This window comes from Flavobacterium sp. JP2137 (assembly GCF_050562195.1).
Lineage (GTDB): Bacteria > Bacteroidota > Bacteroidia > Flavobacteriales > Flavobacteriaceae > Flavobacterium.
On sequence record NZ_CP191647.1, the window covers coordinates 2,790,714 to 2,817,259 of the forward strand.

The 26,546-nt window shown below is 41.3% G+C and carries 23 protein-coding genes; 9 read left to right on the forward strand and 14 right to left on the reverse strand.

The window, feature by feature from the left end; translation table 11 throughout:
* Positions 1–3 precede the first annotated feature (3 nt).
* Positions 4–1,212, reverse strand: coding sequence for a tRNA 2-thiouridine(34) synthase MnmA (gene mnmA, locus ACQZ43_RS12280; RefSeq protein WP_430612978.1), 1,209 nt, complete (start codon positions 1,210–1,212; stop codon positions 4–6).
* A gap of 407 nt (positions 1,213–1,619) precedes the next feature.
* Here mnmA and ACQZ43_RS12285 point away from each other — a divergent pair, with 407 nt between their 5' ends.
* The 5 genes from ACQZ43_RS12285 (at position 1,620) to ACQZ43_RS12305 (ending at position 7,107) form a co-directional block, all read left to right on the forward strand.
* The gene (locus tag ACQZ43_RS12285; RefSeq protein WP_430612979.1) at positions 1,620–2,369 is read left to right on the forward strand and encodes a hypothetical protein; all 750 of its coding nucleotides are present in this window, start codon (positions 1,620–1,622) and stop codon (positions 2,367–2,369) included.
* A 78-nt stretch (positions 2,370–2,447) separates the two neighbouring features.
* Complete coding sequence (locus ACQZ43_RS12290; protein ID WP_430612980.1) at positions 2,448–3,233, forward strand: hypothetical protein; 786 nt, start codon at positions 2,448–2,450, stop codon at positions 3,231–3,233.
* 8 nt (positions 3,234–3,241) lie between these two features.
* On the forward strand, positions 3,242–4,105 hold the full coding sequence (locus tag ACQZ43_RS12295) for a SagB/ThcOx family dehydrogenase (RefSeq protein ID WP_430612981.1): 864 nt from the start codon (positions 3,242–3,244) through the stop codon (positions 4,103–4,105).
* Between the two features lie 7 nt (positions 4,106–4,112).
* Positions 4,113–5,171, forward strand: a complete 1,059-nt coding sequence (locus ACQZ43_RS12300; protein ID WP_430612982.1) for a hypothetical protein — start codon at positions 4,113–4,115, stop codon at positions 5,169–5,171.
* On the forward strand, positions 5,158–7,107 hold the full coding sequence (locus ACQZ43_RS12305; RefSeq protein WP_430612983.1) for a TonB-dependent receptor plug domain-containing protein: 1,950 nt from the start codon (positions 5,158–5,160) through the stop codon (positions 7,105–7,107). The genes ACQZ43_RS12300 and ACQZ43_RS12305 overlap by 14 nt, the downstream gene beginning before the upstream one ends.
* 371 nt (positions 7,108–7,478) lie before the next feature.
* On the opposite strand, the gene yidC is transcribed toward ACQZ43_RS12305, so the two are convergent.
* The 6 genes from yidC to guaA form a co-directional block, all read right to left on the reverse strand.
* The gene (yidC, locus tag ACQZ43_RS12310; protein WP_430612984.1) at positions 7,479–9,374 is read right to left on the reverse strand and encodes a membrane protein insertase YidC; all 1,896 of its coding nucleotides are present in this window, start codon (positions 9,372–9,374) and stop codon (positions 7,479–7,481) included.
* Between the two features lie 82 nt (positions 9,375–9,456).
* Complete coding sequence (locus ACQZ43_RS12315) at positions 9,457–11,070, reverse strand: CTP synthase (protein ID WP_430612985.1); 1,614 nt, start codon at positions 11,068–11,070, stop codon at positions 9,457–9,459.
* Between the two features lie 121 nt (positions 11,071–11,191).
* Positions 11,192–11,425, reverse strand: a complete 234-nt coding sequence (locus ACQZ43_RS12320) for a DUF3820 family protein (RefSeq protein ID WP_430612986.1) — start codon at positions 11,423–11,425, stop codon at positions 11,192–11,194.
* Entirely contained in the window at positions 11,425–11,826 is a 402-nt protein-coding gene (locus ACQZ43_RS12325; RefSeq protein WP_430612987.1) for an OsmC family protein, read from the reverse strand. Before ACQZ43_RS12325 ends, ACQZ43_RS12320 begins: the two co-directional genes overlap by 1 nt.
* The gene (locus ACQZ43_RS12330; RefSeq protein WP_430612988.1) at positions 11,826–13,799 is read right to left on the reverse strand and encodes a LysM peptidoglycan-binding domain-containing protein; all 1,974 of its coding nucleotides are present in this window, start codon (positions 13,797–13,799) and stop codon (positions 11,826–11,828) included. The genes ACQZ43_RS12325 and ACQZ43_RS12330 overlap by 1 nt, the downstream gene beginning before the upstream one ends.
* Positions 13,800–13,864: 65 nt before the next feature.
* A complete protein-coding gene (gene guaA / locus ACQZ43_RS12335) occupies positions 13,865–15,394 on the reverse strand; it encodes a glutamine-hydrolyzing GMP synthase (protein ID WP_430612989.1) in 1,530 nt (509 codons plus the stop codon).
* Positions 15,395–15,833: 439 nt separating this feature from the next.
* Between guaA and ACQZ43_RS12340 the strand changes: the two genes are divergently transcribed.
* Both ACQZ43_RS12340 and ACQZ43_RS12345 read left to right on the forward strand, forming a co-directional pair.
* On the forward strand, positions 15,834–16,625 hold the full coding sequence (locus ACQZ43_RS12340; protein ID WP_430612990.1) for a copper resistance protein NlpE N-terminal domain-containing protein: 792 nt from the start codon (positions 15,834–15,836) through the stop codon (positions 16,623–16,625).
* Positions 16,626–16,640: 15 nt separating this feature from the next.
* A complete protein-coding gene (locus ACQZ43_RS12345; protein ID WP_430612991.1) occupies positions 16,641–17,468 on the forward strand; it encodes a DUF4197 domain-containing protein in 828 nt (275 codons plus the stop codon).
* A 158-nt stretch (positions 17,469–17,626) separates the two neighbouring features.
* Here ACQZ43_RS12345 and ACQZ43_RS12350 read toward each other — a convergent pair whose 3' ends face one another.
* The 6 genes from ACQZ43_RS12350 to ACQZ43_RS12375 form a co-directional block, all read right to left on the reverse strand.
* A complete protein-coding gene (locus ACQZ43_RS12350) occupies positions 17,627–18,427 on the reverse strand; it encodes an ABC transporter substrate-binding protein (RefSeq protein ID WP_430612992.1) in 801 nt (266 codons plus the stop codon).
* Positions 18,428–18,435: 8 nt separating this feature from the next.
* Complete coding sequence (gene pyrF / locus ACQZ43_RS12355) at positions 18,436–19,260, reverse strand: orotidine-5'-phosphate decarboxylase (RefSeq protein WP_430612993.1); 825 nt, start codon at positions 19,258–19,260, stop codon at positions 18,436–18,438.
* 81 nt (positions 19,261–19,341) lie between these two features.
* On the reverse strand, positions 19,342–20,415 hold the full coding sequence (gene prfA / locus ACQZ43_RS12360) for a peptide chain release factor 1 (protein ID WP_430612994.1): 1,074 nt from the start codon (positions 20,413–20,415) through the stop codon (positions 19,342–19,344).
* Between the two features lie 89 nt (positions 20,416–20,504).
* Positions 20,505–21,107 carry a YceI family protein gene (locus ACQZ43_RS12365; RefSeq protein WP_430612995.1) on the reverse strand — a complete coding sequence of 201 codons (603 nt, stop codon included), beginning with the start codon at positions 21,105–21,107 and terminating at the stop codon, positions 20,505–20,507.
* A gap of 171 nt (positions 21,108–21,278) precedes the next feature.
* Positions 21,279–22,742: an aminoacyl-histidine dipeptidase gene (locus ACQZ43_RS12370; RefSeq protein WP_430612996.1), complete on the reverse strand. Its 1,464-nt coding sequence runs from the start codon at positions 22,740–22,742 to the stop codon at positions 21,279–21,281.
* A 431-nt stretch (positions 22,743–23,173) separates the two neighbouring features.
* On the reverse strand, positions 23,174–23,434 hold the full coding sequence (locus ACQZ43_RS12375; protein WP_430612997.1) for a (2Fe-2S) ferredoxin domain-containing protein: 261 nt from the start codon (positions 23,432–23,434) through the stop codon (positions 23,174–23,176).
* A gap of 93 nt (positions 23,435–23,527) precedes the next feature.
* Between ACQZ43_RS12375 and ACQZ43_RS12380 the strand changes: the two genes are divergently transcribed.
* Entirely contained in the window at positions 23,528–24,607 is a 1,080-nt protein-coding gene (locus tag ACQZ43_RS12380; RefSeq protein ID WP_430612998.1) for a DUF3810 domain-containing protein, read from the forward strand.
* Here the strand turns inward: ACQZ43_RS12380 and ACQZ43_RS12385 are convergent.
* Complete coding sequence (locus ACQZ43_RS12385) at positions 24,602–25,912, reverse strand: NAD(P)/FAD-dependent oxidoreductase (protein WP_430612999.1); 1,311 nt, start codon at positions 25,910–25,912, stop codon at positions 24,602–24,604. The two genes, ACQZ43_RS12380 and ACQZ43_RS12385, sit on opposite strands and share 6 nt — an antisense overlap.
* Positions 25,913–26,048: 136 nt before the next feature.
* Here ACQZ43_RS12385 and ACQZ43_RS12390 point away from each other — a divergent pair, with 136 nt between their 5' ends.
* A complete protein-coding gene (locus tag ACQZ43_RS12390; RefSeq protein WP_430613000.1) occupies positions 26,049–26,543 on the forward strand; it encodes an RNA polymerase sigma factor in 495 nt (164 codons plus the stop codon).
* The last annotated feature ends 3 nt before the right edge of the window (positions 26,544–26,546 follow it).

Genomic DNA, 26,546 nt, shown 5'->3' on the forward strand with positions numbered 1-26,546 from the left:
AAATTACTTTTTTGAAATTACACCAGAGCCTATCAGCTCATCTTCCAAATGCCAAGATACGAATTGTCCTTCAGTAATCGCCGATTGCGGCTCGTCAAAACGCACATACATCCCCGTTTCAAACTGATAGAGGGTCGCATTTTGCAAGGGTTGACGGTAGCGTATACGCGCTTTGATTTCCATGCTCTCGCCATTTGCCATCTTGAGGTCTTCTCGAATCCAATGCACTTCATCGGCTTGTACAAACAAGCTTTGATGAAACAAGCCCGGATGGTCGTGTCCTTGTCCGGTATAGATGGCGTTTTGCTGTACGTCTGTCGCTATGATAAACAAGGCCTCGGGCGTTCCTCCGACATTTAATCCCTTGCGTTGTCCCGTGGTAAAATAATGGGCGCCTTGGTGTTTGCCAACGGCTTTGCCCATTTCGGGTGTATAGGCGATGGAACGGGATTCCGCTTCCAACTGGGCTTCAAAACTGCTGTACACTTGTGGCACTACCTCATACAAGGCACTGTTTTTCTCGATTTCATAAATCACGCCCTCTTTGGGTTTGAGTTGCTGTTGTAAAAATTCGGGTAAGCGCACTTTTCCGATAAAACACAATCCCTGAGAATCCTTTTTATCCGCGGTGATCAAATCCATCTTTGCGGCGATTTCCCGCACTTCGGATTTCAACAGTTCTCCGATGGGAAACAGGGATTTGGCCAGTTGCTCTTGCGAGAGCTGACACAAAAAATACGATTGATCCTTGTTGGGATCCACGCCGGCCAAGAGTTGATAAACCGCTTCTTCCCGCCCGTTTTGATCGGTGACAGCCAGAGTACCCTTGCGGCAATAGTGTCCGGTGGCTACGTAATCGGCTCCCAAACTCAGGGCGATTTTCATGAATACGTCAAATTTGATTTCGCGGTTGCACAGCACATCGGGATTGGGCGTTCTACCCATCTCGTATTCCTTAAACATATAATCAACTATACGCTCTTTATATTGTTCGCTTAAATCGACTGTTTGAAAGGGAATACCCAATTTCTCAGCGACCATTAAGGCGTCGTTACTATCTTCTAACCATGGGCATTCATTGGAAATGGTTACGGTATCATCATGCCAGTTTTTCATGAACAATCCGATGACCTCATATCCCTGTTCTTTCAATAAATAAGCCGCTACACTAGAGTCTACTCCTCCGGAAAGACCTACTACTACTCTTTTCATATCTCGGATCTTATACGCTGTGATGTCTTTGCCGTTCTCCCTACTCTGAGGAGCAGTCGAAGTCGTGGCGGTAAACATCGTATTAGTAAAAAAATTAAACCGCAAAAATACGACTTTTAATTTTTGAAGCCGCAGTAAATAATCATTCTTGTAAATGACTCTATAGTTTTTTGTTATATGGGTGGATTTTGGTCGGGAGTTGGAACAAAATCGTCTTCTGATCCGTGGATTTGGTCGAAAAACCCCTGGGATTACTTGTTAATTTTTAGTTAAAAAATATGTTTTATTGAAATAATAGCCTTGATAATGAGTCTTTTACTTATAAGGGCCCGGCGATTTAGCACTACTCCAAAGCGCAGTGATTGCTGCGTTTAGTCCGCATGGTGTCTGAGAAAAACGAGTAGACGATGAAAGTAATCCTATTAGCAATGACCATGGGCATTAGCCTTATTTGCTTGGCGCATACAACGGTGCAAAGGCAGGAAATCCACGCGCGGAGTGTGGGTATGACGCTGTGCATGGATACCGTGGTTCCGCTTTTTGAAGACCAGCTTGCGGTGCTATTGGCGACGATGTACTCCGGTAAAAATGCGCTAGAGGTCGACGATTGCCTCAAGAATTTGGATGAAGACTGTCATTTGTCTGCCAATCAAAAAGCGTATTGGAAGTCGTACCTCTATTACAACAAGTCCCTCTATTTCAAAAACATCCTCAACGACGAACCCGCGGCGAAGGAAAACATTCAGCACGCCTTGGAGCAGCGCTTAAAAGGAGCGGCTACCTCAGAAGACTATGCACTTATAGCGGCTTGTTACGCCTTTTCGATCCAGTTTGCCGATCGGGCAGCATGGGGAGGCATCGCGACAAAAGTCGAGGAATGCGCGAAAAAAGCACTCGCCCTTAACCCCAACAATATTCGCGCCTATTACGCCTTGGCCAGCCATCATTTCTACCAGCCTAAAGGGAACGGCAGTTGGGCCAAGGCGGAGGAATACGCACTAAAGGGACTGCGGTGCAAAACGGGAGTGGAAACGGGTTTTTACAGTCCGCATTGGGGGAAAATGCACCTATACGAGCTGCTGCTGCAATTGTATCGCGTGGAAAATCGAGCGGAAGACGCTGCTAAAATAGAGGAGATCATAAAGAGAACGCGTTAATTCAGCACCGCTTTAAGCGTTTAAGTCAGTAGTGGATCCCCTTCCGCAGTAAGTATGAAAATAAAAAAGAAAAACATTATGAAAATTATTGTCTTAGCCAGTGTATTAAGTCTGGGTGTGTATTGCACGCCAAAGGAAAGAAAGCGCGAAATTCCCCGTATTCAATTGGAAGTGACGCAGAGTGAGGAAAGCGTTAGCGATCAAAGGAACCCGGTAAATGAGCGCATTACGGACACGCTCTATCCCATATTTGAAAAAAATATAGAACAGCGGATCTCCACGATGTTTGCAGAAAAAAAGACCAAAGCCGTCGACGAACAACTCATGAGTTTGGACGCGCAAGACAGTATGTCGCAATCTCAGAAAACCTATTGGAAAAGCTATCTACACTATTTTAAATCCATTTTTTATAAAACGGTTTTAAACGATGATGTCCAGGCAAGGGAAAGCATAGAAGTTGCGATTGCGCTGATCGGTAAAAAGACGACGACATCGGAAGATTTTGCCCTACTCGCCGCGGCACACTCCTTTTCTATACAATTTAACAGCATGATTAAATTGAATAAAATTGCATCTCAAGTCGAGGAGAATGCGCAAAAGTCGTTGGCTTTAAACCGGGCTAACCTACGCGCTTATTTGGTTTTGGCTACGCAAAATTTTTACACCCCAAAGATGTTTGGTGGTATGAAAAAGGTTGAAGGCTATGCCTTAAAAGGCTTGGCTTGTCCAGATGCGTTGGATGCTGCATTTTACAGTCCACATTGGGGGCGAAAACGCCTGTATGATTTATTGATTCAGTTTTATGAGTTGGAAGACAGAAAGGACGATATGCAGCGATTAAAAGAAAAATATAATAATCAATAGCAAAGAAGATGACACAACACGAAATTTTAAATATTCTTTCAGAACATAGATTACATGAAAGCACTTTGGATTTTTTAGAACTTATAAAGTTTCAAAAATATCATACAGAGAATTTAGATCGATTCAAAGTGATTTCATATGTTAATAACAATCCGACAATTCTAAAAAAAATATATGAAAATTATTATGAAATAGGTTTTTGCAATGTATTTGATTTGCATACCTCTGAAAATAAGTCAGACAGGAGTATGACTCTTGAACAAATAAATAAGAAAAGAAAAAGTACTAGATCATTCTCTAATGAACCGTTAACCTTTGAGGAAATTAGTGATTTTTTTAAACTATTCTACTCAATTACAGGAAAAGAAACAATAAATTACAATGGAACAAAATTGACAAGAGACATTAGAAATATCGCATCTGGTGGTGCTCTTTATCCAACTGAGATTTATATTTTCAATCATAAAATAAGTAAAATTCCTCTTGGCGTATATAGATACAATGTTTTAAATTTTCAATTAGAATTAATTAAGGAACTTAAAAACAAAGGTGATTTTAAAGATTTTTATGAGATAATAATGAAATCTGAGAATAATCCTTCAGTACTAGACTTTGAAAATGCTTCAGCTTTTATAGTCTTTACTTCAGTTCTAAACAAGCATTCATTTAAATATCAAGATTTTGGCGTTTTATTATCATTCATAGAAATTGGTGAATTTATACATGCCGCATACTTGGCTGTAGCATCTTTAGATTTAGCTTGTTGTGTATTTGGAGGGTTTTTTAACAATAAAATGAATGAGTATTTAGAATTGAAGAACACGCTGCATCAACCTATTCTTTGTATGGCTATCGGTAACAACAAAACGTAATCGAGTTATGGAAATTAATAAAGAAATAATACATATAGATAAAACAGAAAGCCAATTGGTTTTAAAGACTCGACTTTCAGAAAACTTGATTAAATTATCGCAAGTAGAATTTGAAATAATAGAATATTATGCTAAAGTTTTAAACAAACAACAAGTTATTCTGTATTACAAAAATAGTTTTAATATTGAGAGTACACAACTAGATTTCTTACTAGAAAAGGCAAGAGAAAATCACTTATTAATAGAAAAGAAACAAAGTGCAAAAAATATATTCATTAAATTTCGCTTTAATAAAAGAATATTTGAAATTCTCGTTATAGATTTTTCCAATTCGAAATTAGAAAATATACTAAATAGTAAATTTATCTATTATTCAATATTCTTCTTTCTAGTATTGGTGCCTACTATTCTTTGCTTTGTATTGTCTTCTAAATCTGTGGATATATTTGATAATTACATGACAGTTTTGTATCTCGTTCCATTTGACTTTACAAATTTAATGGTCTTTATAATTATAGGTTCCTTTTTTGGAAAATGCGTACATGAGTTTGGGCATTATTTTTTTTATAAGTTTTTTGGAGGAAAATGCACAATTTTTGGATTTGGTTTCTTGTTTCTGATGATTCCGATTTTTTACAATAAATTATATATTTCGTTTATTAAAAATAAACGTCAAAAAATATTAGTATATATCGGTGGTGTTATCTTCGATGCTGTATTTTTTATAAGTATTTTTCTATTCGTTTCCGAATTTCATACGAGCTATGCTACCTTATCATTTATAGGCTATAGTATAATGCTTTCAATTTTAATACGTTCATGTTTTAATTTGAATTTCTTTTTACCGGGGTCTGATTCTTATATTTTATTAAATGAATTAATTGGTAAAACGAATTTGTATGAAGAGTCACTTATTTCTTTTAAAGAAGTTGTGAATTTTTCTAATTTGAATTTTTCTAATATTTTTAAGGCATTGTATTTTGTTTTGAGCACATCTACTATTTTTATTTCTTGGCTTTTCTTTGCAATTCCTTTTTTAATGCTCTTATACAATGGGATATTTTAACTGCTGCTGTCTGGGAATAGCACTGAGTGTTTTATTTCCAATCACCGTTTATAGCCAACAAATTGAAGTAGATACTACCTTAGTAAAGATGGATGAAATTGTAGTGGTAAGTAGGAATCCCATTTCAGAACGCTTCTCCAGTACGAAAATTGACCAATTGGACATCTATTTCGATCCAGCTTCAAATGGCGACGCGCTAAAGGCTATATTCAATCTACCCGCATCGACGAATACATCGGAGACGGCCAATCCTGTACTTAGAGGTGCTGCTGCAGACCAATCCCGGGTTTTTGTCAATGGAGTACCCCTTTTAAACCCGGTCCGAAACAGCCAAGACAATGGTTTGGGAAATTTTTCCCTATTTAACACCGAGCTGCTTCACTCCCAATATGTTTATGCGAGTAATCCTCCCCTTATCTATGGCAATTCCAGCGGCGGAATTGTGGATATCGTTACGACCAAGGAGCTCGTTGCCGATCGCTTACAGCTTTCTGCGGCACTATCGAGCGCAGGTGTATTGCTCAATAAGCGAATTACGGACAAGCATTTTGTACAATTGTATGCGAACTATCAGTTTCCCTTTTTATTTACGGCCATAAACAGCGCAAACACACCGGATTTAAATGATTTTTCGACCGTAGATTTTGGGGTCAATAGCCGTTTTCATCTTAGCGAGAAACTAACTTTAAACAGTTATAATTACTATATAGATGAATCTTTTGACGGCCAAAAATACACTTTAAACTACGCCGACAATGCGGTTGCACAGCAGCGGCGTTTTTTCAGCATCAACAACCTGGATTTTCTTCACAACCACTCTTTGTTTAAGCTATCGAATCTCGTCGATTACAGCGATACGTCTTATGAATATGGCAATATCGATTCCAAAATGAAGTACAAACAATTTTACATCGCCCTATCGCATAAATACAAAGTCCTGGCACAGTGGACGATTCAATATGGTTTGGATTATTCCAAATCCGTTTATAGCTTTGACGAAGTACTTCCGCGGTATTGGTATGCCCTGGATCAGCAAGCGCCAACTTTTGCGCATTCAGCTGATAAAAACGCGGATTATACGGAGGCCTATTTGTATACGGAGTATAAATACAATTCGAATTTTGGTGGTTCTGCCGCAGTTCGGAAAAATTTATTTCAAACGAACAAAACCTTGGATTTTATCAGCGGACAGTTTTCAGCATATTACAAAATAAACAATAACCACCGGTTTATTTTTGGTTTGGGGAACTACAATAATTACAGCAGCATCAATTATTACAATCGGGATTTTCAATTGCACACGAGCAAGCAAATCGCCTTGGATTATTACTGTGAAAAGAGCCATGCCGTTTTCACCGCAGCGGTTTACTATAAAAAAGATCAGGGCGCTGTTTCGCTCTCCGCCTACGAAAGACTCCATCAGAAAAACATCCTCGGCTTTGAATGGTCCTATAGTCGAGATCTCAGTAGCTCTTTTTCCGCTTCGCTATCCAATGTTTACCTCCATCAACGGCAAACGATCAACAACCGGCAATTCAACCGCGACTTAAACTATTTTGTCAAAGCCAATATCACCTATAAAAACCCAAAGAATTTCACTGCGGCACTCGTTCTCAATACGCGTCCAGGAAATACATATAACCCGGTAATAAATGGTATCAAAAACGAAAGTGGATATGTAGAACCTCGGTTTTCAAACTATGATGAAAAGGAGTTAAAAGACTATTTGAGAATTGATTTTACGACAAACAAGGCCTTTGCGTTTAATGATCAGCTGATTATAGCTTATTTTTCCATCAATAATGTATTGAATAAGAGAAATCAAGCGGGAATCACCTACAACAGCGATTTTTCAGCATTCAATTACCCCTACTTTCAAAGGCGAATCCTCTATTTTGGCGTGCAATTCCGATTGGGAAGCGCTTCTGCGCATTAGCGAATGGACGAATCAGCCTTTTGTTGCTTATTCGCGTATTTGCTTATTCGCGTATTCGCCAGTTTATGCAAAGTATCGCAGTTTTCGAATTAAAATAGTAGGCATTTTCGAATGCACACAACCCAAAGCGAATCAGCGCATCAGCGAATCAACGCATCAGCCTTCTGTTGCGTCTTCGCCAGTTTATGTAAAGTATCGCAGTTTCCGAATTAAAAAAGTAGGCATTTAGAATTCAACACAACCCAAAGCGCATCCGCGCATCAACGAATCAGCGATTTTAACAGCTGCGTAATTTTCTTATAGAAAAGAACCTAAAATACAACGAGGCTGTCCTTTTGAGACAGCCTCGTTTTTTAAGATTGGAAAAAAGATTATTTTTTTCCTTTTATTTTTTGTTGTTCCTGAGCCTGCTCCATCATCTGTTGCATTTTCTTTTGGAATTTACTTTGTGGACGTTCAGTTTTTTTGTTTTCATCCATCTTGTTTTTCAACTTGTTTTCATTGACGATGTGATTTTTGATCACATACATGATTCCAATGGTAATCGAGTTGGAAATAAAATAGTACAAACTCAAGCCTGAAGCATAGTTGTTAAAGAAAAACAACATCATGATTGGAGAGATGTAAATCATGATTTTCATGATTTTACTCATATCCGGCATCCCCTCTTGTTGAGGCGCGCTCATTTGTTGATCTCCTGTGGTCATCTTCATATAGAAGAAGATCGCTACCGATGCCAATAAAGGGAACAAACTGATGTGGTTACCATAGAAAGGAATCGTAAAAGGCAAATGTAATACGGCGTCAAAGGACGATAAATCATCTGCCCAAAGGAAGCTTTTTTGTCGCAGATCAAAAGCCGACGGGAAAAACTGAAACAACGAATAGAATATCGGTATTTGCAGCAATGCTGGTATACAACCGGCCATGGGGTTTACTCCGGCTTTGGAGTACAACTTCATGGTTTCCTGTTGTTTTTTCATCGGATCATTCTTGAATTTTTCATTCAATTCATTTACCTCCGGACGAATCACTTTCATCTTGGCTTGTGACAAGTACGATTTATAAGTGATTGGCGACATAAACAATCGAACTAAAATCGTAAAGACGATAATGGCGATTCCGTGTGGTAAGAAAGAAGTCAATAGATCAAACGCAGGAATGAATAAATAGCGGTTGATCCATCCGAAGATTCCCCATCCTAAAGGAACGATTTCGTCTAAATTTCTATCGTATGATTTTAATATTTTATAGTCTGTAGGACCGTAATACAGGTTCATATCGTAGTTTAATTCACCATTGGTGTAGTCCAAAGGCAATTTAGCTGCGAAGTGTTTGGTGAATACCGTATCGATTTTTTCGTCGTTTACCAAGTTTTGAGAATTCAATTCCACCGTAGAAAACGGAGTTTTGGTCAAGAGGATTGAAGTAAAGAAGTGTTGTTTAAACGCGATATACGTCACGTCTTTCACCGTTTTGTCGTCCGACTTGCTCGTAGGGCTTAGATGGTTGTCTTTACCCCCTTCGTATTCATATGCCAATTGAGTATATCTATTTTCATAAGAGATGCTCTTCTCATTTCTATAGGTATTGATTTCCCATTGTAATTCCGGTTTTTTAGACAGGTCTACCACTTGGTTTAGGCCCTGAGTACGGATGGCAAAATCCATCATATACTCCCCTGCTTTTAACACATAGCGGTATTCCAAGAATTGGTTTTCACTGGATTTTAAACGCATGGTCAACACTTGGTTTTCCCCTTCCGTGGTCAGTTGTGGTTCAAAATACAAATCTCTTGTATTTAGGATACGACGGTCGCTGGTTTGGAGTTCCAAGTTGAATTTGGAGTTGTTGTCTTTAATCAGTTCGACAATCTCATTGGAATCCTTGCTAAAACGCTTAAAGTTATTGATTTTAATATCTTGGATCACCCCACCTTTGTTGGCGATGACAAGGGTCAACACGTCGTTTTTCAATTCGGTAACGCCGCCTTTTGCCGCCGGTAAGGTAGCGCTATAAGCGAAAGCACCTAATGACGCTTTTAATTGCGTTAATGCCAGGGAATCCGCTGCGGTTTGGTGTTCAGCTATGGCCGATTCCACTTGTTGGGACTGGGCGGTTTTAACCTGTTCTTTTTGCGCTTTTTCATTGTCCTTTACTATGGCTTCTTGTTCTTTTCCGATGTTGTTAAACATCATCCAAATCAATAAACCCGCAATAATGACAAAGCCAATTATACTATTACGATCTATTTTTTTTTCTTCCATTACTTGGTTTTACTTATTTCAAATGTTTTGAACGTTTATACTCCTTCATTATCGCTTGTACAGTCTTGCTATAAGGCGGTTGTTACTTTACTTTATGCGCTACTGCCGCTTTGACAAATCCGACGAATAACGGATGTGGACTCGCTACAGTACTCTTGTATTCGGGATGAAATTGCACTCCGATAAAGAACGGGTGGTTTTCCAATTCTACAATTTCGACCAAACCGGTTTTCGGGTTTAATCCAGAGGCTTTTAATCCCGCTTTTTCAAACTCTTTTAAGTAGTAGTTATTGAATTCATAACGATGACGGTGACGTTCGTTGATCAAATTCGATTGGTATACTTCAAAGGCCTTGGTGTTGTTTTTGATTTCGCAATCCCATCCACCCAAACGCATGGTTCCTCCTTTGTCGGTAATGGTTTTTTGTTCTTCCATAAAGGTGATTACCGGATAAGTGGTATTGGTGTTGATCTCTGTGGAATTGGCATTTTCATAGTGCATTACGTTACGCGCATATTCGATTACCGCCATTTGCATACCCAAACAGATTCCGAAAAAGGGAATGTTGTTTTCACGAGCGTAGCGCACGGTTTCGATTTTGCCTTCTATACCGCGTGCTCCAAATCCTGGAGCTACCAAAATTCCGTCTAAGTTAGCCAATTTATCGGCGGCATTCTTAGCCGTAAGATATTCAGAATGTATGCTGATGACGTTAACCTTAGTCACGTTTTCTGCACCGGCATGAGTCAGGGCTTCTAAAATCGACTTATAACTGTCTTGTAATTCCACGTATTTACCGACTAAACCGATGTTTACCGTATGTTGAGGGTTCTTTAATCGGTGCAAGAACTCATTCCACTGTACCAAGTCTGGCGTTGCTTTTTCCGGCAGCTCTAACTTTTTAAGAGCCACGCGATCCAAGCCTTCTTCCAACATGAGGTTTGGCACTTCATAGATGGTAGATGCGTCGATCGATTGGATTACTGCTTCGCGTTTTACGTTGCAAAAAGCCGCTAATTTCTGACGGATTTCCGTAGACAATTCGTGTTCTGTTCTACAAACCAAGATATCGGCTTTGATACCGCTTTCCATCAAGGTTTTTACCGAGTGTTGCGTCGGTTTGGTTTTTAATTCTCCTGCAGCAGCCAAATAAGGAACTAAGGTCAGGTGAATCACTATGGCGTTGTTGTCGCCTAGCTCCCACAATAGTTGACGTACCGATTCGATATACGGCAGGGATTCAATATCTCCTACGGTACCGCCGATTTCGGTGATAACGATATCGTATTTCCCGCTTTTGCCCAAGAGCAACATGCGTTCTTTAATTTCATTGGTAATATGAGGAACAACCTGTACGGTTTTTCCCAAAAACTCGCCTCTACGTTCCTTTTCAATAACCGAAAGGTACACCCTACCCGTGGTCACATTATTGGCTTGAGAAGTGGGAACGTTTAAAAAACGCTCGTAATGACCCAAGTCCAAATCGGTTTCGGCACCATCGTCCGTCACATAACATTCGCCGTGTTCATAAGGGTTTAGCGTTCCGGGATCCACGTTGATATACGGATCAAATTTCTGTATGGTTGACTCGTATCCCCTAGCTTGTAGTAATTTAGCCAAAGAAGCAGCGATTATACCTTTACCTAAGGAAGACGTAACGCCGCCGGTTACAAAAATATATTTAGTTTGTTTCATCGAGTGTTGTGTTGTAGTTGTTAAAAATAAAACTTGGCAAAAGTACGAATTTTTGAATTATACTTCTAATTAATTATGAGTTTAATGTGACCGTGCTGGGCAATGCAGCCCCTTTTGCCGCTTATTTTTTAAAGTTGTTTTTTATGTTTTTGATTAGGGATTCGAGTCCGTTTAATTTAATTTCATAAATCAGTTGCAACTGCTCCCCCAATTTTCCCTTGGGAAACCCCTTGTTGTGATACCAAACGATATAGTATTCGGGTAAATCTACAAGAAAACGCCCTTCGTATTTTCCGAAAGGCATTTTGGTATGAGCGAGCTCAATTAAATATTGTTGGTTATTCGTATGAAGCATTACTTCCAATTAAAGTGTATATCCTTTTCAATATCAGGGTGCAGGCTTAAAAACACGGGACAAGTCATGGCCGCGCGTTCCAAGATGGTCCTGTCCTTGTCGCTGGCCACGCCTACCATTTCAAAGTGCACTTTTACCTTGGCAATCATACGCGGGTTTTCGCGCATTTCTTTAAATACACTGGCGGTAGAATTGGAAATATCCAAATCCATCGCTCGAGATTTGATACCCATAATGGTAAACATACAACTCGCCACGGCGTTGCTCACCAAATCGGTGGGCGAAAAAGCCTCTCCACGACCTTGGTTGTCGATGGGCGCATCGGAAATGAGGGTTTGACCCGATCTTTCGTGAACGGATTCCGTTCTTAAATCACCTAGATAAGTTACTTTAGACAGCATTAGTTAATCATTTTAACGGTTAAGTCTTCATCGTAATACAGCAAATAGACCCCTTGGTTGTAAACACCACCATTTACGGTTCTATAAGCAAATTTATTTTCCACCTGTTGGGTGGTAAATTTTCTGGTGGTTTCCTCAAAGTCCTCGTTTTGGAACATGCGGGAAATCACGTCAAAAGTCACATCAAAACCCCGGGTTGCAAAGCGATTCGGGTAGATGTTGTTTTGTTTTTTATAGGCTCGAGCAAAATGAGTACCGCTTTCGGTTTCGTTTTCTCGGGTTACAGAGGCATAGAACAACTTGAGTTTAGTCAGTGCATTTAGCGATATTTCCGCATAGTCAAACACCTCATTTTTGTCGAAAGTAGCCAATTGGATTTCGTGAGTGGCCAATTTGGACATCAACGCATTTGTCGTGCTTAACGCGGTCTGTATGCTACCGGTATCCAAAATGACAAAGTTCTTTGCCGTACCGCTTAGGTACTCGCCCACCTTAGAGGCTTCTGACCCGTTTAGCACTTTGATATTCGGGTAATTTGCCTGTAAGAACTGTTTGGTCGATCCCTTTTTCTCATCGACTATGGCAATGATTTTTCCCTTCTGGTCCATCATATACTCGATCAGAGCCGTTCTCAGGTCGTCGGTATTGGGCATGGTTTGAATTTGATTGGCTCCCAAACTTCCCTTTTCCGTAGATAAGGGCGAAACCAAAACAAGATCCTTATCCCGGATTAAAGCAGCGGTTTGGGTGACGTTTTTCTGAAAAAACGGTCCGATGATCACTTGGGTTTGACTAAAGTCTTCCGCAGCAAAAAGAGCCGCTACATCCGAAGTGGTACTGGTTTCCTTGGAATCGTATATCTTGACGTTTAAAGGCAGTCCCATGCTCTTTGCCGAATCGATGGCAATCAGTGCGCCGGAATAGAAATCCAAGGTCATGTTTAAAAAAGCATCCTTTTTTAACTTCTCCTGTATGTCGTCGGTAGCCATATTGATTTTATGCGCGTTAAAGGGCAATAACAATACGAGTTCGCGGGTTTTGCTTTTGGACAGCGAACGCGTTAGGTCTTTAAATTGACCGGGGCTGTACGTTGCCGATTTGTTTATCGGAGTTAGGCCCACGGTTTCCTTAGCATCTTCTGCACCGGGTACTCGTAAGCTCATCCCCACTTTTAAACCTTGACTCAGCTCGGGATTTAAAGCCAACAGCTGTTCCGGAGTTATTTGATATTCCTTGCAAAGATTGAAAATCGTCTCTTTAGGCGCTACTATTATTTCTTTGTAAGCCGTTTTACTGCCGCTCTTTACATCGGTTGATTGAAGTGATCCTTGAAGCTCCCGCGCAACCGGTACCAAAAGGGTTTGCCCTTCTGCCAGCCCTTGAGATTCCAAAAGCGGATTCAATTCGTACAGTCGTTGTATCGAGGTGCGGTGTTCTATAGCCAAGCCATAAACGGTTTCCTTAGGTCCTACCACCACCTCTTTGGTATGAGGCGATTTGTTGGTCTTGATTACTTGAACGGCCGAAGCCACAAGGGTATCGGGTAAATTTACCGCAGTAGCTGTAGCGGTTTGCGTCGCAGCTGCCAATGCGATGACATCACCGGTTTTAAGACCACTTTCGCGCAAAGACGGATTTAAGCGATACAACTCCTCTATACTGATTTGGTATTTCTTGGAAATTCCGTACAGGGTTTCCTTGCTTTCCACCCGATGACTTTTAGCGGTGTTCTCCGCTTTTGGGGCATTCGATATAAGCGGTATAGATAAGACAGCGTTTTCTTTAACTCCGCGTTCAGCTTCGGGATTGTATTTGATAATATCCCTAACGGATACTTGATACTGCTGTGCAATTTCGGTCACAGTTTCCCCCTTATTGACCCGATGTTGTTTAAAGCTTAACGTTTGAGCGTGCAAACTCATGACATTGCTCAAGGCTAAAATCGCAAGGCTACTTAAAAAAATCTTTCTCATCTGTTTGTTTATTATAAGCGAATAAGTCGTTGTAAAGGCTTTACAACGACTTAATCTATATTACTTTATTCCCATTCTATAGTGGCAGGTGGCTTGGAGCTGATGTCGTAAACCACGCGATTCACCCCTTTTACTTTGTTGATGATTTGATTGGATATCTCCATCAAAAACTCGTAGGGCAAATGCACCCAGTCTGCAGTCATTCCATCGGTAGAAGCTACCGCTCGAAGCGCTACTACTTTTTCATAAGTACGCTCATCGCCCATCACGCCTACACTGTTTACCGGAAGTAAAATTGCACCGGCTTGCCATACTTGGTCGTATAGGCCGTGTTCTTTTAAACCGTTGATAAAAACAGCGTCTACTTCTTGAAGCAAGCTTACTTTTTCTGCGGTAATATCCCCGAGTATACGAATGGATAATCCCGGTCCTGGAAACGGGTGTCTACCCAACAATTCCGGATCGATTCCCAAAGAGGCTCCTACGCGTCTTACTTCGTCTTTAAACAGCATTCTCAAAGGCTCAACGATTTTTAATTTCATAAAATCGGGTAAGCCACCCACATTGTGGTGTGATTTGATCGTTGCCGAAGGTCCTTTTACCGAAATCGATTCGATGACATCGGGATAAATGGTTCCTTGAGCTAACCAGGTAACGTCTTCTATCAATTTAGCCTCATCGTCAAAAACTTCGATAAACGCTTTACCAATGGCTTTTCTCTTTAACTCTGGATCTTCCAATCCCTTTAAAGCCGTCAAGAAACGCTCCGAAGCATCAACTCCTTTTACGTTTAAATTCATGCCTTTATACTGTTCCAGCACATTGTGGAATTCATTCTTTCTCAACAAGCCGTTGTTTACAAAAATACAGTATAGGTTTTTGCCTATAGCGCGGTGCAACAATACAGCTGCTACGGTAGAGTCTACACCTCCTGAAAGGGCGAGAACCACCTTGTCGTCTTTGATTTTATCTCTTAAATCGGCAATGATATCTTCGACAAAAGCCTTAGGGGTAAAATCCTGAGCTACGCCGGCGATGTCTACCAAGAAGTTTTTAAGCAATTGCGCGCCATCTGTGGAGTGGTAAACCTCTGGGTGGAATTGGATTCCGTAGGTTTGCTCGCCTTCGATCTTGTAAGCGGCATTTGTCACGTCTTTGGTACTGGCCAAAAGCACACCATGAGTAGGCAGGTCTTTGATTGTATCACTGTGACTCATCCAAACTTGGCTGTTTAGTGGAATACCGCTAAATAGCGCTTCGCCTTCTTTGATGAAGTTTAGATTGGTTCTTCCGTATTCTCGGGTACTTGACGGGGCTACTTCGCCGCCGTGAAAATGCGCCAAGTATTGTGCACCGTAACAAACCGCCAGCAAGGGTAATTTGCCTTTGATGTTGGACAAATCGGGATGTAAGGCCTCTTGTGACCGCACCGAAAAGGGGCTTCCAGATAGGATAACGGCGTGAAAAGTGGACAAATCCTCAGGTAAGTTGTTGTAAGGTAATATTTCGCAAAAAATGTTTAATTCGCGAACTCTACGGGCAATAAGCTGTGTGTATTGCGAACCGAAATCTAAAATAAGTACGTTGTGTTGCATATGCAAAAATAGGTATTTCTAATGGATCCCAAAAATAGGTTTTTGGATTTTTTTCAACAAACTAAAAACGAATCGTATAAACGAAATATATCCGCTGATAGCGCCGACAAATTAACAAATTAATTAGGTCTTTTAGCCCTTATTTTTACAGTATTTTTTCGCTATAGCTACATCCGTGCTATTTTTGTACTGTTTTTTTCCTATTTCTCAATGGGTCGTTTCGCAACCGCTGTAATGGCGTATTTCCTATTTGTAAAGTGGCTTGCGCTTTTTAATTCAAAAGAAAGGGGAAACGTCAAAATAAAACTGCTTTTTATTTCAAATGATTTGTTTTTTTACTAAATTACTATATATTTATTATTCTTAATTTCACAAGGCAGATTAAAAGAAATATTGGCCTTATTTTTGCTCTTTATCGAAACTCAAAATTCACGCTACTATGATTCAAAAAAGCAACTTGTTTATTGTTGTATTGAGTGTTTTAACCCTGGCTTCTTGTAAGGAAGATCCCAAAAAAAATATTCCAACGGTGATACAACCGGAGGTTATGGATAGTATATTCAGTCACCAATTTGAGGGACTCATCCCCTGTCCGGATTGTCCGGGTATAGAAACAACCCTGAGCATTCATGCGGACAGCACTTTAAACAAACGGTTTTACTATCAAGGTAAAGAGGACTTTCCGCAGCGCCTATCGGGGGTTTGGAAGTTAAAGGACTCGGTTTTCGAAGCGAATTTTGACGGTAATAAGGAGTTTTACAAGATCAAATCCGGCCGTGTATTGGCTCGGGTGGGTTCGGATCGCAAAGAAGTCATCGGCAAACTCGCTCAAGACTACCTATTGGGCTTGGCGCAAAAGGTGGCGGTAGACAGCTTAGCGGCTGTGTATACCCTTGGCGATTCACTCAGTGACCCCTACCGCGTATTGGAGTTAAAGCACCTCAAGAAAAACAATTTTGAAGTTAAATTACAACTGACTTCCCAGGATAAAACGGCTGAATTCTTGGCCCAAGGCGTCTATAACCCCGAAGCACATCAAATCGAAGTGCCTTTGGCGGAATCCTATCCGGACCTATCCGGTGTGATGATCATACAGTTTAGTCGTCATAAGGTTCATATCGGCACCCAAGAAAAAGACGAAACCGAAGCGTTAAAGAGCTTTTGGGAAGGAATCAGCATAGGCGGAACCTATTCCAAAGAAGAAAAACCCCTGGTCGACACAACCCTATAAATCATAAAATTCCCCATGAAAAAATCAGTATTATCGTCGCTTGTCGTGCTATTTGCCGTTAACTGCCTTAGCGTTACAACGGTTCACGCACAGAAAAAAAACATTCTGAGTAAAATCACCGATAAAATCGGTCAAAAGAGCAACAGCAGCACGAGCACCAAGACAACCGCTACCAATACGACCACGACCAACAAAGGCGGTTTAAACCTCGATCAAAACCAGATCGGTGCGGGTTTAAAGGAGGCCTTGGAAAACGGTATAGAAAAACAAGTGGTAAAACTCACCCAAAAGGACGGTTTTTACAAAAATGAAATGGTCAAGATATTACTGCCGACCGAATTGCAAAAAGTCGATAATACCCTTCGTAAAATGGGGATGTCCAGTTTGGCAGATGAAGGTTTAAAAGTATTGAATCGCGCTGCGGAAGAGGCGGTAAAAGAAGCGACCCCTATATTTGTAGATGCGGTAAAGAAAATCACCTTCGACGACGCTAAGAACATCCTGTTGGGCTCGGACGATTCCGCGACTAAGTATTTGGAAAAGGCGACAACGACCAGTTTGTATGCCAAATTTAATCCGGTGATCAAAAGCTCTTTTGAAAACGTAGGAGCCGATAAGGTATGGAGCAGCATTGTCAATACCTATAATGCGATTCCACTGGTTAACAAGGTCAATCCAGACCTGACGGATTACGTGGCGAATCAAACCCTATCGGGGGTGTTTAAAATGATTTCCGTGGAAGAAAAAGAAATTCGATCCAATGTTGGAGGCTCTAGAAATACCCAATTGCTAAAAGATGTTTTTAGCATGCAGGATATGCTGGGCGGCCTTATCAAAAAATAAGCAAACTCGGGTGTTTGGTAATGTATAGATAACACCTCCCTAACTTGACAGCCGTTTTATTAAACGATATTTGTCTTGTAATCAAAATTGAGTTTCTAATAGTTAGGTTGATTGGAACTGGAAAGCCGAATAGTGTAAAAGCTATTCGGTTTCTTTGTTTATTCCAAGCGCTGATGCAGTATTTTAAAATATTCAAAGGCTCTTAACAGCCTGGTACCGTGCCATGAAAACATTTCGCCATCGACAAAAACCGTTTTGGCGTGGTGGGTACACCTGCCGATTTCAAAGGCGTGTTCTTCTTTAAATGGATAGGGTTCGGACGATAGAAAAACCAAATCGGGATCGCCTTCTAAGCGGATCTTTTTCAGTTCTACTTCGGGGTAACGACTGCTTTTGTTCGCATAGATATTCTCGAAGCGATTGACCTTTAACAAGGCGTCGATAAAGGTGTTTTGACCCGCAGCCATATAGGGTTCGCGCCAAATGAAATAGGCCGCTTTTTGAACGGGTTTGGTACGGATAAAATGGGTGAAATCCCTTTGTGCAAAGCGAATTTTGTCGTTCCATTTTTGGGCATCGGTACGCTTGTTAAACAAGACGCCGAAATCGGTAATCATCTGCTCATTGTCTTCAATCGTTTGGATGTCGGTAACCCAAACCGGACAAATCGCCTGTAATTGCTCGACGATTTCGAGGGTGTTCTCCTCCTTATTCGCTATGATAATATCGGGTTGTAAAAGCTTTATTTTCTCAAAATGCACCTTTTTAGTACCGCCTATATTCTTTTTAGTCGATTTTAAGTGGTAGGGATGCACACAGAATTTGGTGATGCCGACCAGGCTGTCTTCCAATCCCAAGTCAAACAACAATTCCGTCTGTGACGGCACTAGGGATACGATCCTTTTGGGCGTATTTTCAAAGTGATGCTCCTGTCCTATTTGATCAAAAAAAGTAGCCATAATTTCGGTTATTTAAAGCGTTGTGTCAATATTTCTTCCATTTCCCTTTGTACTTGAAGGGCTTGTACTCGGGCTTGTTCGGCAAAGTCGCGTTGGTTGCTCGCGTAGATAATCGCGCGGGACGAATTGATCAACAAGCCGACCTGACTGTTTAAACCCTGTGCGCATACCGCTTTGAGATCGCCGCCTTGAGCGCCTACTCCGGGTACCAGCAAAAAGCTGTCGGGTACGAATTTGCGTATTTCGGCAAAATACTCGGGTTTGGTTGCTCCGACTACATACATCAGGTTGTGGTGGTTTTTCCAGTGTGTCGACGTTTCCAACACCACTTGATAGAGCGGTTTTCCCAGGCAATCCTGCGTTTGAAAATCAAAAGCACCGGGATTGGAGGTTAGCGCGAGCAAGATGGTCTGTTTGTCTTCAAACGCCAAAAAGGGTTCTACGCTATCCTTGCCCATATAGGGCGCTACGGTGACGCTGTCAAAGGCCAAGTCCTCAAAGAAGGCTTTGGCATACATCGTGGCTGTATTGCCGATATCGCCGCGTTTTGCGTCGGCTATCGTATAGAGATCCGGATAGTGTTCATTGAGGTAGGCTATGGTTTTTTGTAAGGAGACCCAACCCTTTAATCCATAGGCTTCGTAAAACGCTATATTGGGCTTGTAAGACACCGCCAAATCGTGGGTGGCGTCGATAATCGCTTTGTTAAATTCAAATATAGGATCTTCAAGATCCAATAGGTGGACTGGAATTTTCTCCAAATCGACATCTAATCCAATGCACAAAAACGATTGTTTACGGTGAATTTGTGCTACTAATTGCGGTATGGTCATCGGGTTCTTATTTAAAAATAGCCTTAAAAAAAGCCACACATTACCGAGGTAAGTGTGGCAGAAGTTTTGTTTATATCTCGATTAGTAGGCCTCGCTCTCTTTGAGCTTTTCGGTGTTGCTCACCAATTGAAGCTCATCGATTACCTTTTGAATGTTGCCATTCATCACCCCGTCCAAATCGTATAAAGTCAGACCAATACGGTGATCGGTTACACGTCCTTGTGGGTAGTTATAGGTTCTAATCTTAGCCGAACGGTCTCCACTGCTTACCTGTGAATTTCGCTTTTTAGCATCTTGTTCTTGTTTTTTTGCCAATTCCATTTCGTACAATCTCGAACGCAATACGGAAAGGGCTTTGTCTTTGTTTTTGTGCTGGGACTTCTCATCCTGACACTGGGCCACCAATCCGGTAGGCACGTGTGTCATACGAACGGCAGATTTGGTGGTATTCACCGACTGCCCTCCAGGACCCGAAGAACAGAAATAATCTATGCGCACATCGTTCATGTCGATTTGCACGTCGAACTCCTCGGCTTCTGGCAATACCATAACCGTAGCTGCGGAAGTGTGTACACGACCCTGGGTTTCGGTTTGCGGTACGCGTTGAACGCGGTGAACCCCTGCTTCAAACTTAAGGGTACCGTAGACATCGTCGCCGGTTACTTCAAAGATCACCTCTTTAAACCCACCAGAAGTACCGTCATTGGAATCGACTAAAGACGTTCTCCAACCTCTTCCCTCACAGTATTTGGTGTACATGCGAAACAAATCGCCTGCAAAGATACTCGCCTCGTCACCACCGGTTCCAGCGCGAATTTCTACCATGACGTTTTTAGCATCTTCCAAATCTTTGGGAATCAATAAAAACTTGATTTCGTCTTCCAATTCCGGCAAGCGATCTTTGGCTTCGTCCAACTGCATTTTGGCCATATCGACCATTTCGGCATCGCTGCCATCGGCAATGATTTCGTTTGCTTCTTCGATATTTGCTGTTAAAGTCAAGTATTCCTCTCGTTTTTCAACCAGCGCTTTTAAATCTTTGTATTCTTTATTTAATTGAACGTAACGCTTCTGATCTGAAATAACATCCGGCTGAATAATCAAATCCGATATTTCGTCAAAGCGTTGCTTTATAATTTGTAGTCTATCTAACATCTTCTATTATCTAAATTTCAGGATACAAAGGTATAAAAAAAGAGGAACAATACGAATATGTTCCCCTTTTTAAAATTTAGAATTAAATGTTATTTTTTAATTTCTACTGCGATATCTACATCAGTCCATGTTTTTCCCGAATGCAAGTCTTTGCAAAGCTCGTGAATCGAATCAAATGCCGCATTGGCACTGAAGTCTGCAATCATATCGATAGAACCGTTAATCTTAACAGCGCTGTCCGTAGCTTCATAAGTAAAAGTCTTTTCCTTGGTAACTCCGTTCATCACTATAGTCACGGCAACCTTACCGTCTGTAAACGCACCGAAAGACCCGGTGATATTACCGGCCATTTTAGCGAAGAATCCCGCTTTTAATTTATCATCTCTCAACGGATCCTTACTGTTTACCGTAGGGGTTTCCACCACAAACTGTGCGCCTTCCAAAGAGGCTACCAAAGTAGCAGCATCGGTTTTAACTCCCGTCAATTCAATTTTGTCAAAAGAACCTTTAACACCAACCTTTTCTGGCGTTTTAAAAGCGGTCCATTCCAAGGTATAGTCCAAAGTGGCCTGCTGTTCAGAAGCCGAGCTAACCGCTGTTGGATAGAGCTCTTCTACTTGCTTTTCTTCTTTTTTACCACAGCTCACGACTAATGCGCCGATTAATGCTAGGGTTAATAATTTTTTTTTCATAATTACTAAGCGTTTATTGTTGTTTTTAAACAAGTGTCTAAATTACAAATTTTGATAGTGTTAGATCAAAATTCTAACTTAAATTTTCCTTAAGATGTTAATATAAATAAAAACCGCTGCCCATCCATCGGATAAAGCAGCGGTCTAAAAACTATAATCGCATTTCGCGTATTATTTGTTGGGGATTTGTTGAAGGATTTCCAAAACAAATTTCCAATATTTTTGTACCGAACTGATGCTGGCACGTTCTACCGGTGAATGCGCTCCTTTAATAGTAGGTCCGAAGGAAATCATGTCCATATCGGGATAATTCGTTCCCAGGATACCGCATTCGAGTCCTGCATGACAAGCCACTACAGCGGGTTTAGCACCGTTTTGTCTCTCGTATATATCCGTGAGTACATCCAATATTTCCGAATTGGCGTTGGGCGTCCATCCGGGATAAGATCCGGAAAACTCCACTTCACAACCCATTAACTCAAAAGCAGCGCGTAGCGAGGTAGCTAAATCCAGCTTCGACGTTTCTACAGAAGAACGCGTCAAACACTTAACCGCTAATTTACCCGCTCCTACTTCTACCTTGGCGATGTTGTTGGAGGTTTCTACCAAATCGTCGAAATCGGCACTCATTCTGTATACACCGTTATGGGCGGTATACATAGCTCTAACAAAGAAATACTGCGCCATATAAGGCATTACCTTGGCCGGTGTGCTGTCTATTTTCTCAAAAACCACCTCTAAATCCGGCTCGGTCGTTTTAAATTCCAATTTGATGTCCGAAACGATTTGCTGCATATCAAATACAAAAGCCTCGTCGTAAACCGCCGCAATGATTACCTTAGCGACACTTTCTCTGGGAATGGCGTTGCGCAAGCTTCCGCCTTTTATTTCAGAAATCTGCAATCCAAAGGTGTCAAAACCGTCAAAAAGCAAGCGATTCATAATCTTATTGGCGTTGCCAAAGCCCTTGTGAATATCCATACCCGAGTGCCCACCTACCAAACCTTTAACGGTAATGGTATAACCTACAGATCCTTCTGGAACGTCTTCTTCATCGTATTCTGCTGTGGCCGTAACATCGATTCCACCGGCACAACCGATGTCGATTTCATCGTCTTCTTCCGTATCTAAATTCAATAGGATTTGTCCTTCCAACATACCGCCTTGCAATCCCATAGCACCGGTCATACCCGTTTCTTCATCTATGGTAAACAACGCTTCCAAGGCCGGATGGGGAATGTCTGTACTCTCCAATATAGCCATAATCGTCGCTACGCCTAAACCGTTGTCCGCTCCAAGTGTAGTTCCTTTTGCACGAACCCAATCGCCATCGACATACATCTCAATGCCCTGAGTATCGAAATCGAAATCGGTGTCGTTATTCTTTTGATGAACCATGTCTAAATGCGATTGCATTACGATGGTTTTTTTGTTTTCCATACCCGAAGTAGCCGCTTTTTTGATAATAACGTTACCCACCTCGTCTTTAATGGTTTCTAATCCCAATTGTTTGCCAAAATTCATCATGAATTCAATTACGCGCTCTTCTTTTTTTGAAGGTCTCGGAACCGCATTCAAATCAGCAAATTTATTCCAAAGCACTTTGGGCTCTAAATTTCTAATTTCTTTATTCATAGGTCTATATCTTTTGTATTTGCCGGATTAGCGGGTGCTACCTCTAACGGTGGTGCGATTATAAACGCAGGAATTCCCGAGATTTTTGCTTTTTAAGCAGCCGTTTTTTATCCGAAGCCAAAGTTACAAATAATTATGGATAATTGATTCCGTCTAAGGGGATTCGTTTGGTTTGTTTGGATAAAAGCTCCGCTGCTGAAAGGGCAATGCGATCGATGTGCAGTTGCGTCAAAGCGATTGTGGGCGCACCAAACTAGGAGGTGTGCGGTTTTATGGGAATGCAAGTGGATTTTGAGAATCATACTGCCCTCCAAAACTACTGCTCTTACTTCTACAGCAACTATGTACGGTTAGGTTTTTTACGTGTAAAGGGGGATTTTTATGGAGCGTTGTCCGTGAAGCTGCACCGTTTACCTAGAGGACGCGAGTTCTCAGGCAATGTATTTTTCAAAAATCTTTCGAGCTTTCTTTTTGGAAACCTCTTTTTTGAATACATCTGGCGTGGGCAGGTAAAAAATCGGTGCTTTTTTACACATACCTTGACACTTCATCGTTTGAAATTCCAGTTGGTCTTGCAAACCGCTTGACGCAATCATCTCTGTGAAGCAGGTTTTGGCCTCTTCGTTATAGCGACAACACTTTTTGCCATTGCAGAAAAAGATTACTTTCTCCTCTTTTTTATCTTTAGACATAACTCCTTGTAAAATACCGCACAAAGGTATCTATTTTAATTTATTCTAAATAAAATTCATCCATTATTTTTTTCTTATTTTTATAAAAAAAAGATGCGTAAGAATTGGTTTTGGATTTTGCTGCTTATCATACAATATCTATTGGTTAAAATATTCCAGAAACACCCCCAATGGATCGAGGAACACTATGCCAACGGCTGGTATGTGACTTGCAGCAGTTTTTTTAGAAAGACCTATGGTTTTTTCCCTTTTTCCGTAGGCGATATCTTGTATTTAGTCGTGGGTGCCGCACTGCTAATCAACCTGGTGATCATCTTAAGAGATCAACGCGAAGGCGGCAGTTGGCGGATGCGGTTAACGCGGCTGTTTTACTTTTTGTTGCGGGCCCTAGCGGTTTTCTTTTTGCTGTTCAATCTGTTTTGGGGTTATAACAACTATAGGGTTCCCCTCTATGAGAAGCTCGAACTCAGCCAAAACTACAGCGATGCCGAACTGACGGAATTCACCTATGCCATGTTGGCGAAAGTGACGCAACTGCAATTGGAAATTACGGGCGACACTACAACGGCGGTCGTGATCGATTACGACATCCCGCGCATTTACAACGAAGCCAATACGGGTTATGCACAAGTACAGCAGCGGTACACGTGGATTTCGCACACGGATTTTGCCTTAAAATCGTCGTTGTGGAGTACGGTATTGAGTTATATGGGATTTTCGGGCTATATCAATCCCTTCACCAACGAGGCTCAGGTCAATGATAAAATTCCCAAATTGGGTATGTACGTCACGGCATCTCATGAAATAGCGCATCAAATCGGCTATGCTTCCGAGAGCGAAGCCAACTTCTTAGGCTATCTCAATGCGACTTTACAGCACGACAAAAAGTACCAATATGCAGGGTATATTTACGCTTTGCGATACTGTCTGACCACGATGGAGCGCAATGAAATAGGGGAATTGGAAACGCTTCAGAACCACATCAACCCCGCTGTTTATCACAATCTAATGGAAAACAAGGTGTTTTGGGATTCGTATAAAAACATTTCCAATTCCTTTTTTAAGGTGTTTTACAGCAATTTCTTAAAGATAAACAACCAACAAGAGGGTATAAAATCCTATAACCGCTATGTGGATTTATTGATCAATTACCACAAAAAGCACGCTTTATAAATCGGTATCTGGCGGGAAACTCTCGTTGTTCTTGCGCTTGTACGGACGGATGATTAAACGTCCCTCGCGATCAAAGACAATATAGTTATACACCCAGTTCCAAAAGACCACTATTTTATTTTTAAAACCGATCAGCGACATCAGGTGTACAAACATCCACACAAACCAAGCGAAAATACCGCTAAAGTGCCAGCGCGGCAAATCGACCACGGCCTTGTTGCGCCCTATGGTTGCCATGGAGCCCTTGTCCTTGTATACAAAGGGTTTTAACGGCTTTTTGTTTTTTAGGCGAACGAGATTGTCCGCCAACAAACGCCCTTGTTGTATGGCGGGCTGCGCCATCATCGGATGTCCGGCGGGCAGTTTTTCCGAAACCATACTGGCGATATCGCCTATGGCGAATACATCGTCGAAACCGACGACTTGGTTGTACTCATTGACCTTCATACGGTTGCCGCGACTCATGACGATTTCCTCGTCAAAGCCGTCTATAGAAGCTCCCTTTACCCCAGCAGTCCAGATGACGGTTGCGGCATTAAAAACAGTTCCCTTATTGGTGGTTACCACATGGCCGTCGTAACCGGTGACCTGTTCGTTTTTCCATATAGAAACACCGAGTTTATTGAGGAAGTGCTCTGCCTTTTGCGAGGATTTGTCCGACATTGCATCCAATACCTGATCGGATCCTTGTATGACGTTGATCTCCATTTTTCGAATGTCCAGGTCGGGGTAATCCTTTGGTAAAACCGCTTTTTTCATCTCGGCCAAAGCCCCTGCCAACTCCACTCCTGTCGGTCCTGCGCCGACAATTACAAAGTTCATCAACGCTAATTTTTCATTCATATCATTGGTCAGTAGCGCCTCTTCAAAATTCTCCAACACCAAACTCCTAATGTTCAGCGATTGTGGAATCGTCTTCATCGCCATACTGTTTTTCTGTATGGAGGTATTGCCGAAAAAATTGGTTTTGGATCCGGTAGCCACCACCAAATAATCGTAAAAGATAACACCGATATCCGATATTACTTTTTTGCCGGCCGTATCTATGCGATTAACCCGGGCCATGCGGAAGTAAATCTCCTTGTAGTTTTGTACCACTTTGCGGATGGGATAGGCAATGGAACCCGCTTCGAGTCCTCCGGTAGCCACCTGATAGAGCAAAGGTTGAAAGGTATGGTAATTATGTTGATCGAGTAAAACGACTTGAAAGCCTTTGTTTTTAAGTTTTTTTGCCAAGGAGAGTCCTCCAAAGCCACCTCCAATTATCACAACTCTTGGGAAGCTAGACGTGGGAATGTTCATCATAATTTTGAATTTTTCACTAACAAATTTACGAAGATAAATCTACATCAGCCCCCATTTACCAAAAGATTTAACGATTAGCAATAGGCAAAACTCAGTATATTTGTAACAATTAATTGTTTTGTACGTCTTATTATATATGACCCCACAACTAGAGCAAGAATTTATACAGCAAGTTGAGATCAACCAGAATATCATTCACAAAATTTGTCGATTGTATACTGCGGATGAGCACGCACATAAAGATTTGTTTCAAGAGATTTCCATACAGTTGTGGAAGGCATATCCCAAATTTAGAGGAGATGCTAAATTCACCACCTGGGCCTATAGAGTGGCCTTAAATACGGCGATTTCCCTGTACCGAAAAAAGAGCAAAACACTGGTTACCATCGAATTTAATGCCAGTTTACACAAGTTTAAATACGACGAGTACAACTACGAAGAGGAAGAACAACTCAAAATACTATACCAGGCAGTTCAGCAACTCAACGACATTGAAAAGGCCTTGGTCTATATGTATCTCGAAGAGAAAGACTATAGCGAAATATCCGAAACCCTGGGTATAAGCGAAGTCAATGCTCGGGTTAAGATGAATCGAATCAAGACCAAATTAAAAAAAATCATCAACCCTTGAGGT

Bases quoted from the DNA above. Each gene is read 5' to 3' on its own strand.
- ACQZ43_RS12350 (WP_430612992.1), bottom strand. From the start codon at position 18,427: ATGGCTACTTTTTTTGATCAAATAGGACAGGAGCATCACTTTGAAAAT.
- ACQZ43_RS12375 (WP_430612997.1), bottom strand. From the start codon at position 23,434: ATGTCTAAAGATAAAAAAGAGGAGAAAGTAATCTTTTTCTGCAATGGC.
- ACQZ43_RS12330 (WP_430612988.1), bottom strand. From the start codon at position 13,799: ATGAGAAAGATTTTTTTAAGTAGCCTTGCGATTTTAGCCTTGAGCAAT.
- ACQZ43_RS12370 (WP_430612996.1), bottom strand. From the start codon at position 22,742: ATGAATAAAGAAATTAGAAATTTAGAGCCCAAAGTGCTTTGGAATAAA.
- ACQZ43_RS12380 (WP_430612998.1), top strand. From the start codon at position 23,528: ATGCGTAAGAATTGGTTTTGGATTTTGCTGCTTATCATACAATATCTA.
- ACQZ43_RS12390 (WP_430613000.1), top strand. From the start codon at position 26,049: ATGACCCCACAACTAGAGCAAGAATTTATACAGCAAGTTGAGATCAAC.
- ACQZ43_RS12345 (WP_430612991.1), top strand. From the start codon at position 16,641: ATGAAAAAATCAGTATTATCGTCGCTTGTCGTGCTATTTGCCGTTAAC.
- ACQZ43_RS12300 (WP_430612982.1), top strand. From the start codon at position 4,113: ATGGAAATTAATAAAGAAATAATACATATAGATAAAACAGAAAGCCAA.
- prfA (WP_430612994.1), bottom strand. From the start codon at position 20,415: ATGTTAGATAGACTACAAATTATAAAGCAACGCTTTGACGAAATATCG.
- ACQZ43_RS12325 (WP_430612987.1), bottom strand. From the start codon at position 11,826: ATGCTGTCTAAAGTAACTTATCTAGGTGATTTAAGAACGGAATCCGTT.
- ACQZ43_RS12290 (WP_430612980.1), top strand. From the start codon at position 2,448: ATGAAAATTATTGTCTTAGCCAGTGTATTAAGTCTGGGTGTGTATTGC.
- ACQZ43_RS12385 (WP_430612999.1), bottom strand. From the start codon at position 25,912: ATGATGAACATTCCCACGTCTAGCTTCCCAAGAGTTGTGATAATTGGA.
- pyrF (WP_430612993.1), bottom strand. From the start codon at position 19,260: ATGACCATACCGCAATTAGTAGCACAAATTCACCGTAAACAATCGTTT.
- yidC (WP_430612984.1), bottom strand. From the start codon at position 9,374: ATGGAAGAAAAAAAAATAGATCGTAATAGTATAATTGGCTTTGTCATT.
- guaA (WP_430612989.1), bottom strand. From the start codon at position 15,394: ATGCAACACAACGTACTTATTTTAGATTTCGGTTCGCAATACACACAG.
- ACQZ43_RS12315 (WP_430612985.1), bottom strand. From the start codon at position 11,070: ATGAAACAAACTAAATATATTTTTGTAACCGGCGGCGTTACGTCTTCC.
- ACQZ43_RS12340 (WP_430612990.1), top strand. From the start codon at position 15,834: ATGATTCAAAAAAGCAACTTGTTTATTGTTGTATTGAGTGTTTTAACC.
- ACQZ43_RS12320 (WP_430612986.1), bottom strand. From the start codon at position 11,425: ATGCTTCATACGAATAACCAACAATATTTAATTGAGCTCGCTCATACC.
- ACQZ43_RS12365 (WP_430612995.1), bottom strand. From the start codon at position 21,107: ATGAAAAAAAAATTATTAACCCTAGCATTAATCGGCGCATTAGTCGTG.
- mnmA (WP_430612978.1), bottom strand. From the start codon at position 1,212: ATGAAAAGAGTAGTAGTAGGTCTTTCCGGAGGAGTAGACTCTAGTGTA.
- ACQZ43_RS12295 (WP_430612981.1), top strand. From the start codon at position 3,242: ATGACACAACACGAAATTTTAAATATTCTTTCAGAACATAGATTACAT.
- ACQZ43_RS12285 (WP_430612979.1), top strand. From the start codon at position 1,620: ATGAAAGTAATCCTATTAGCAATGACCATGGGCATTAGCCTTATTTGC.
- ACQZ43_RS12305 (WP_430612983.1), top strand. From the start codon at position 5,158: ATGGGATATTTTAACTGCTGCTGTCTGGGAATAGCACTGAGTGTTTTA.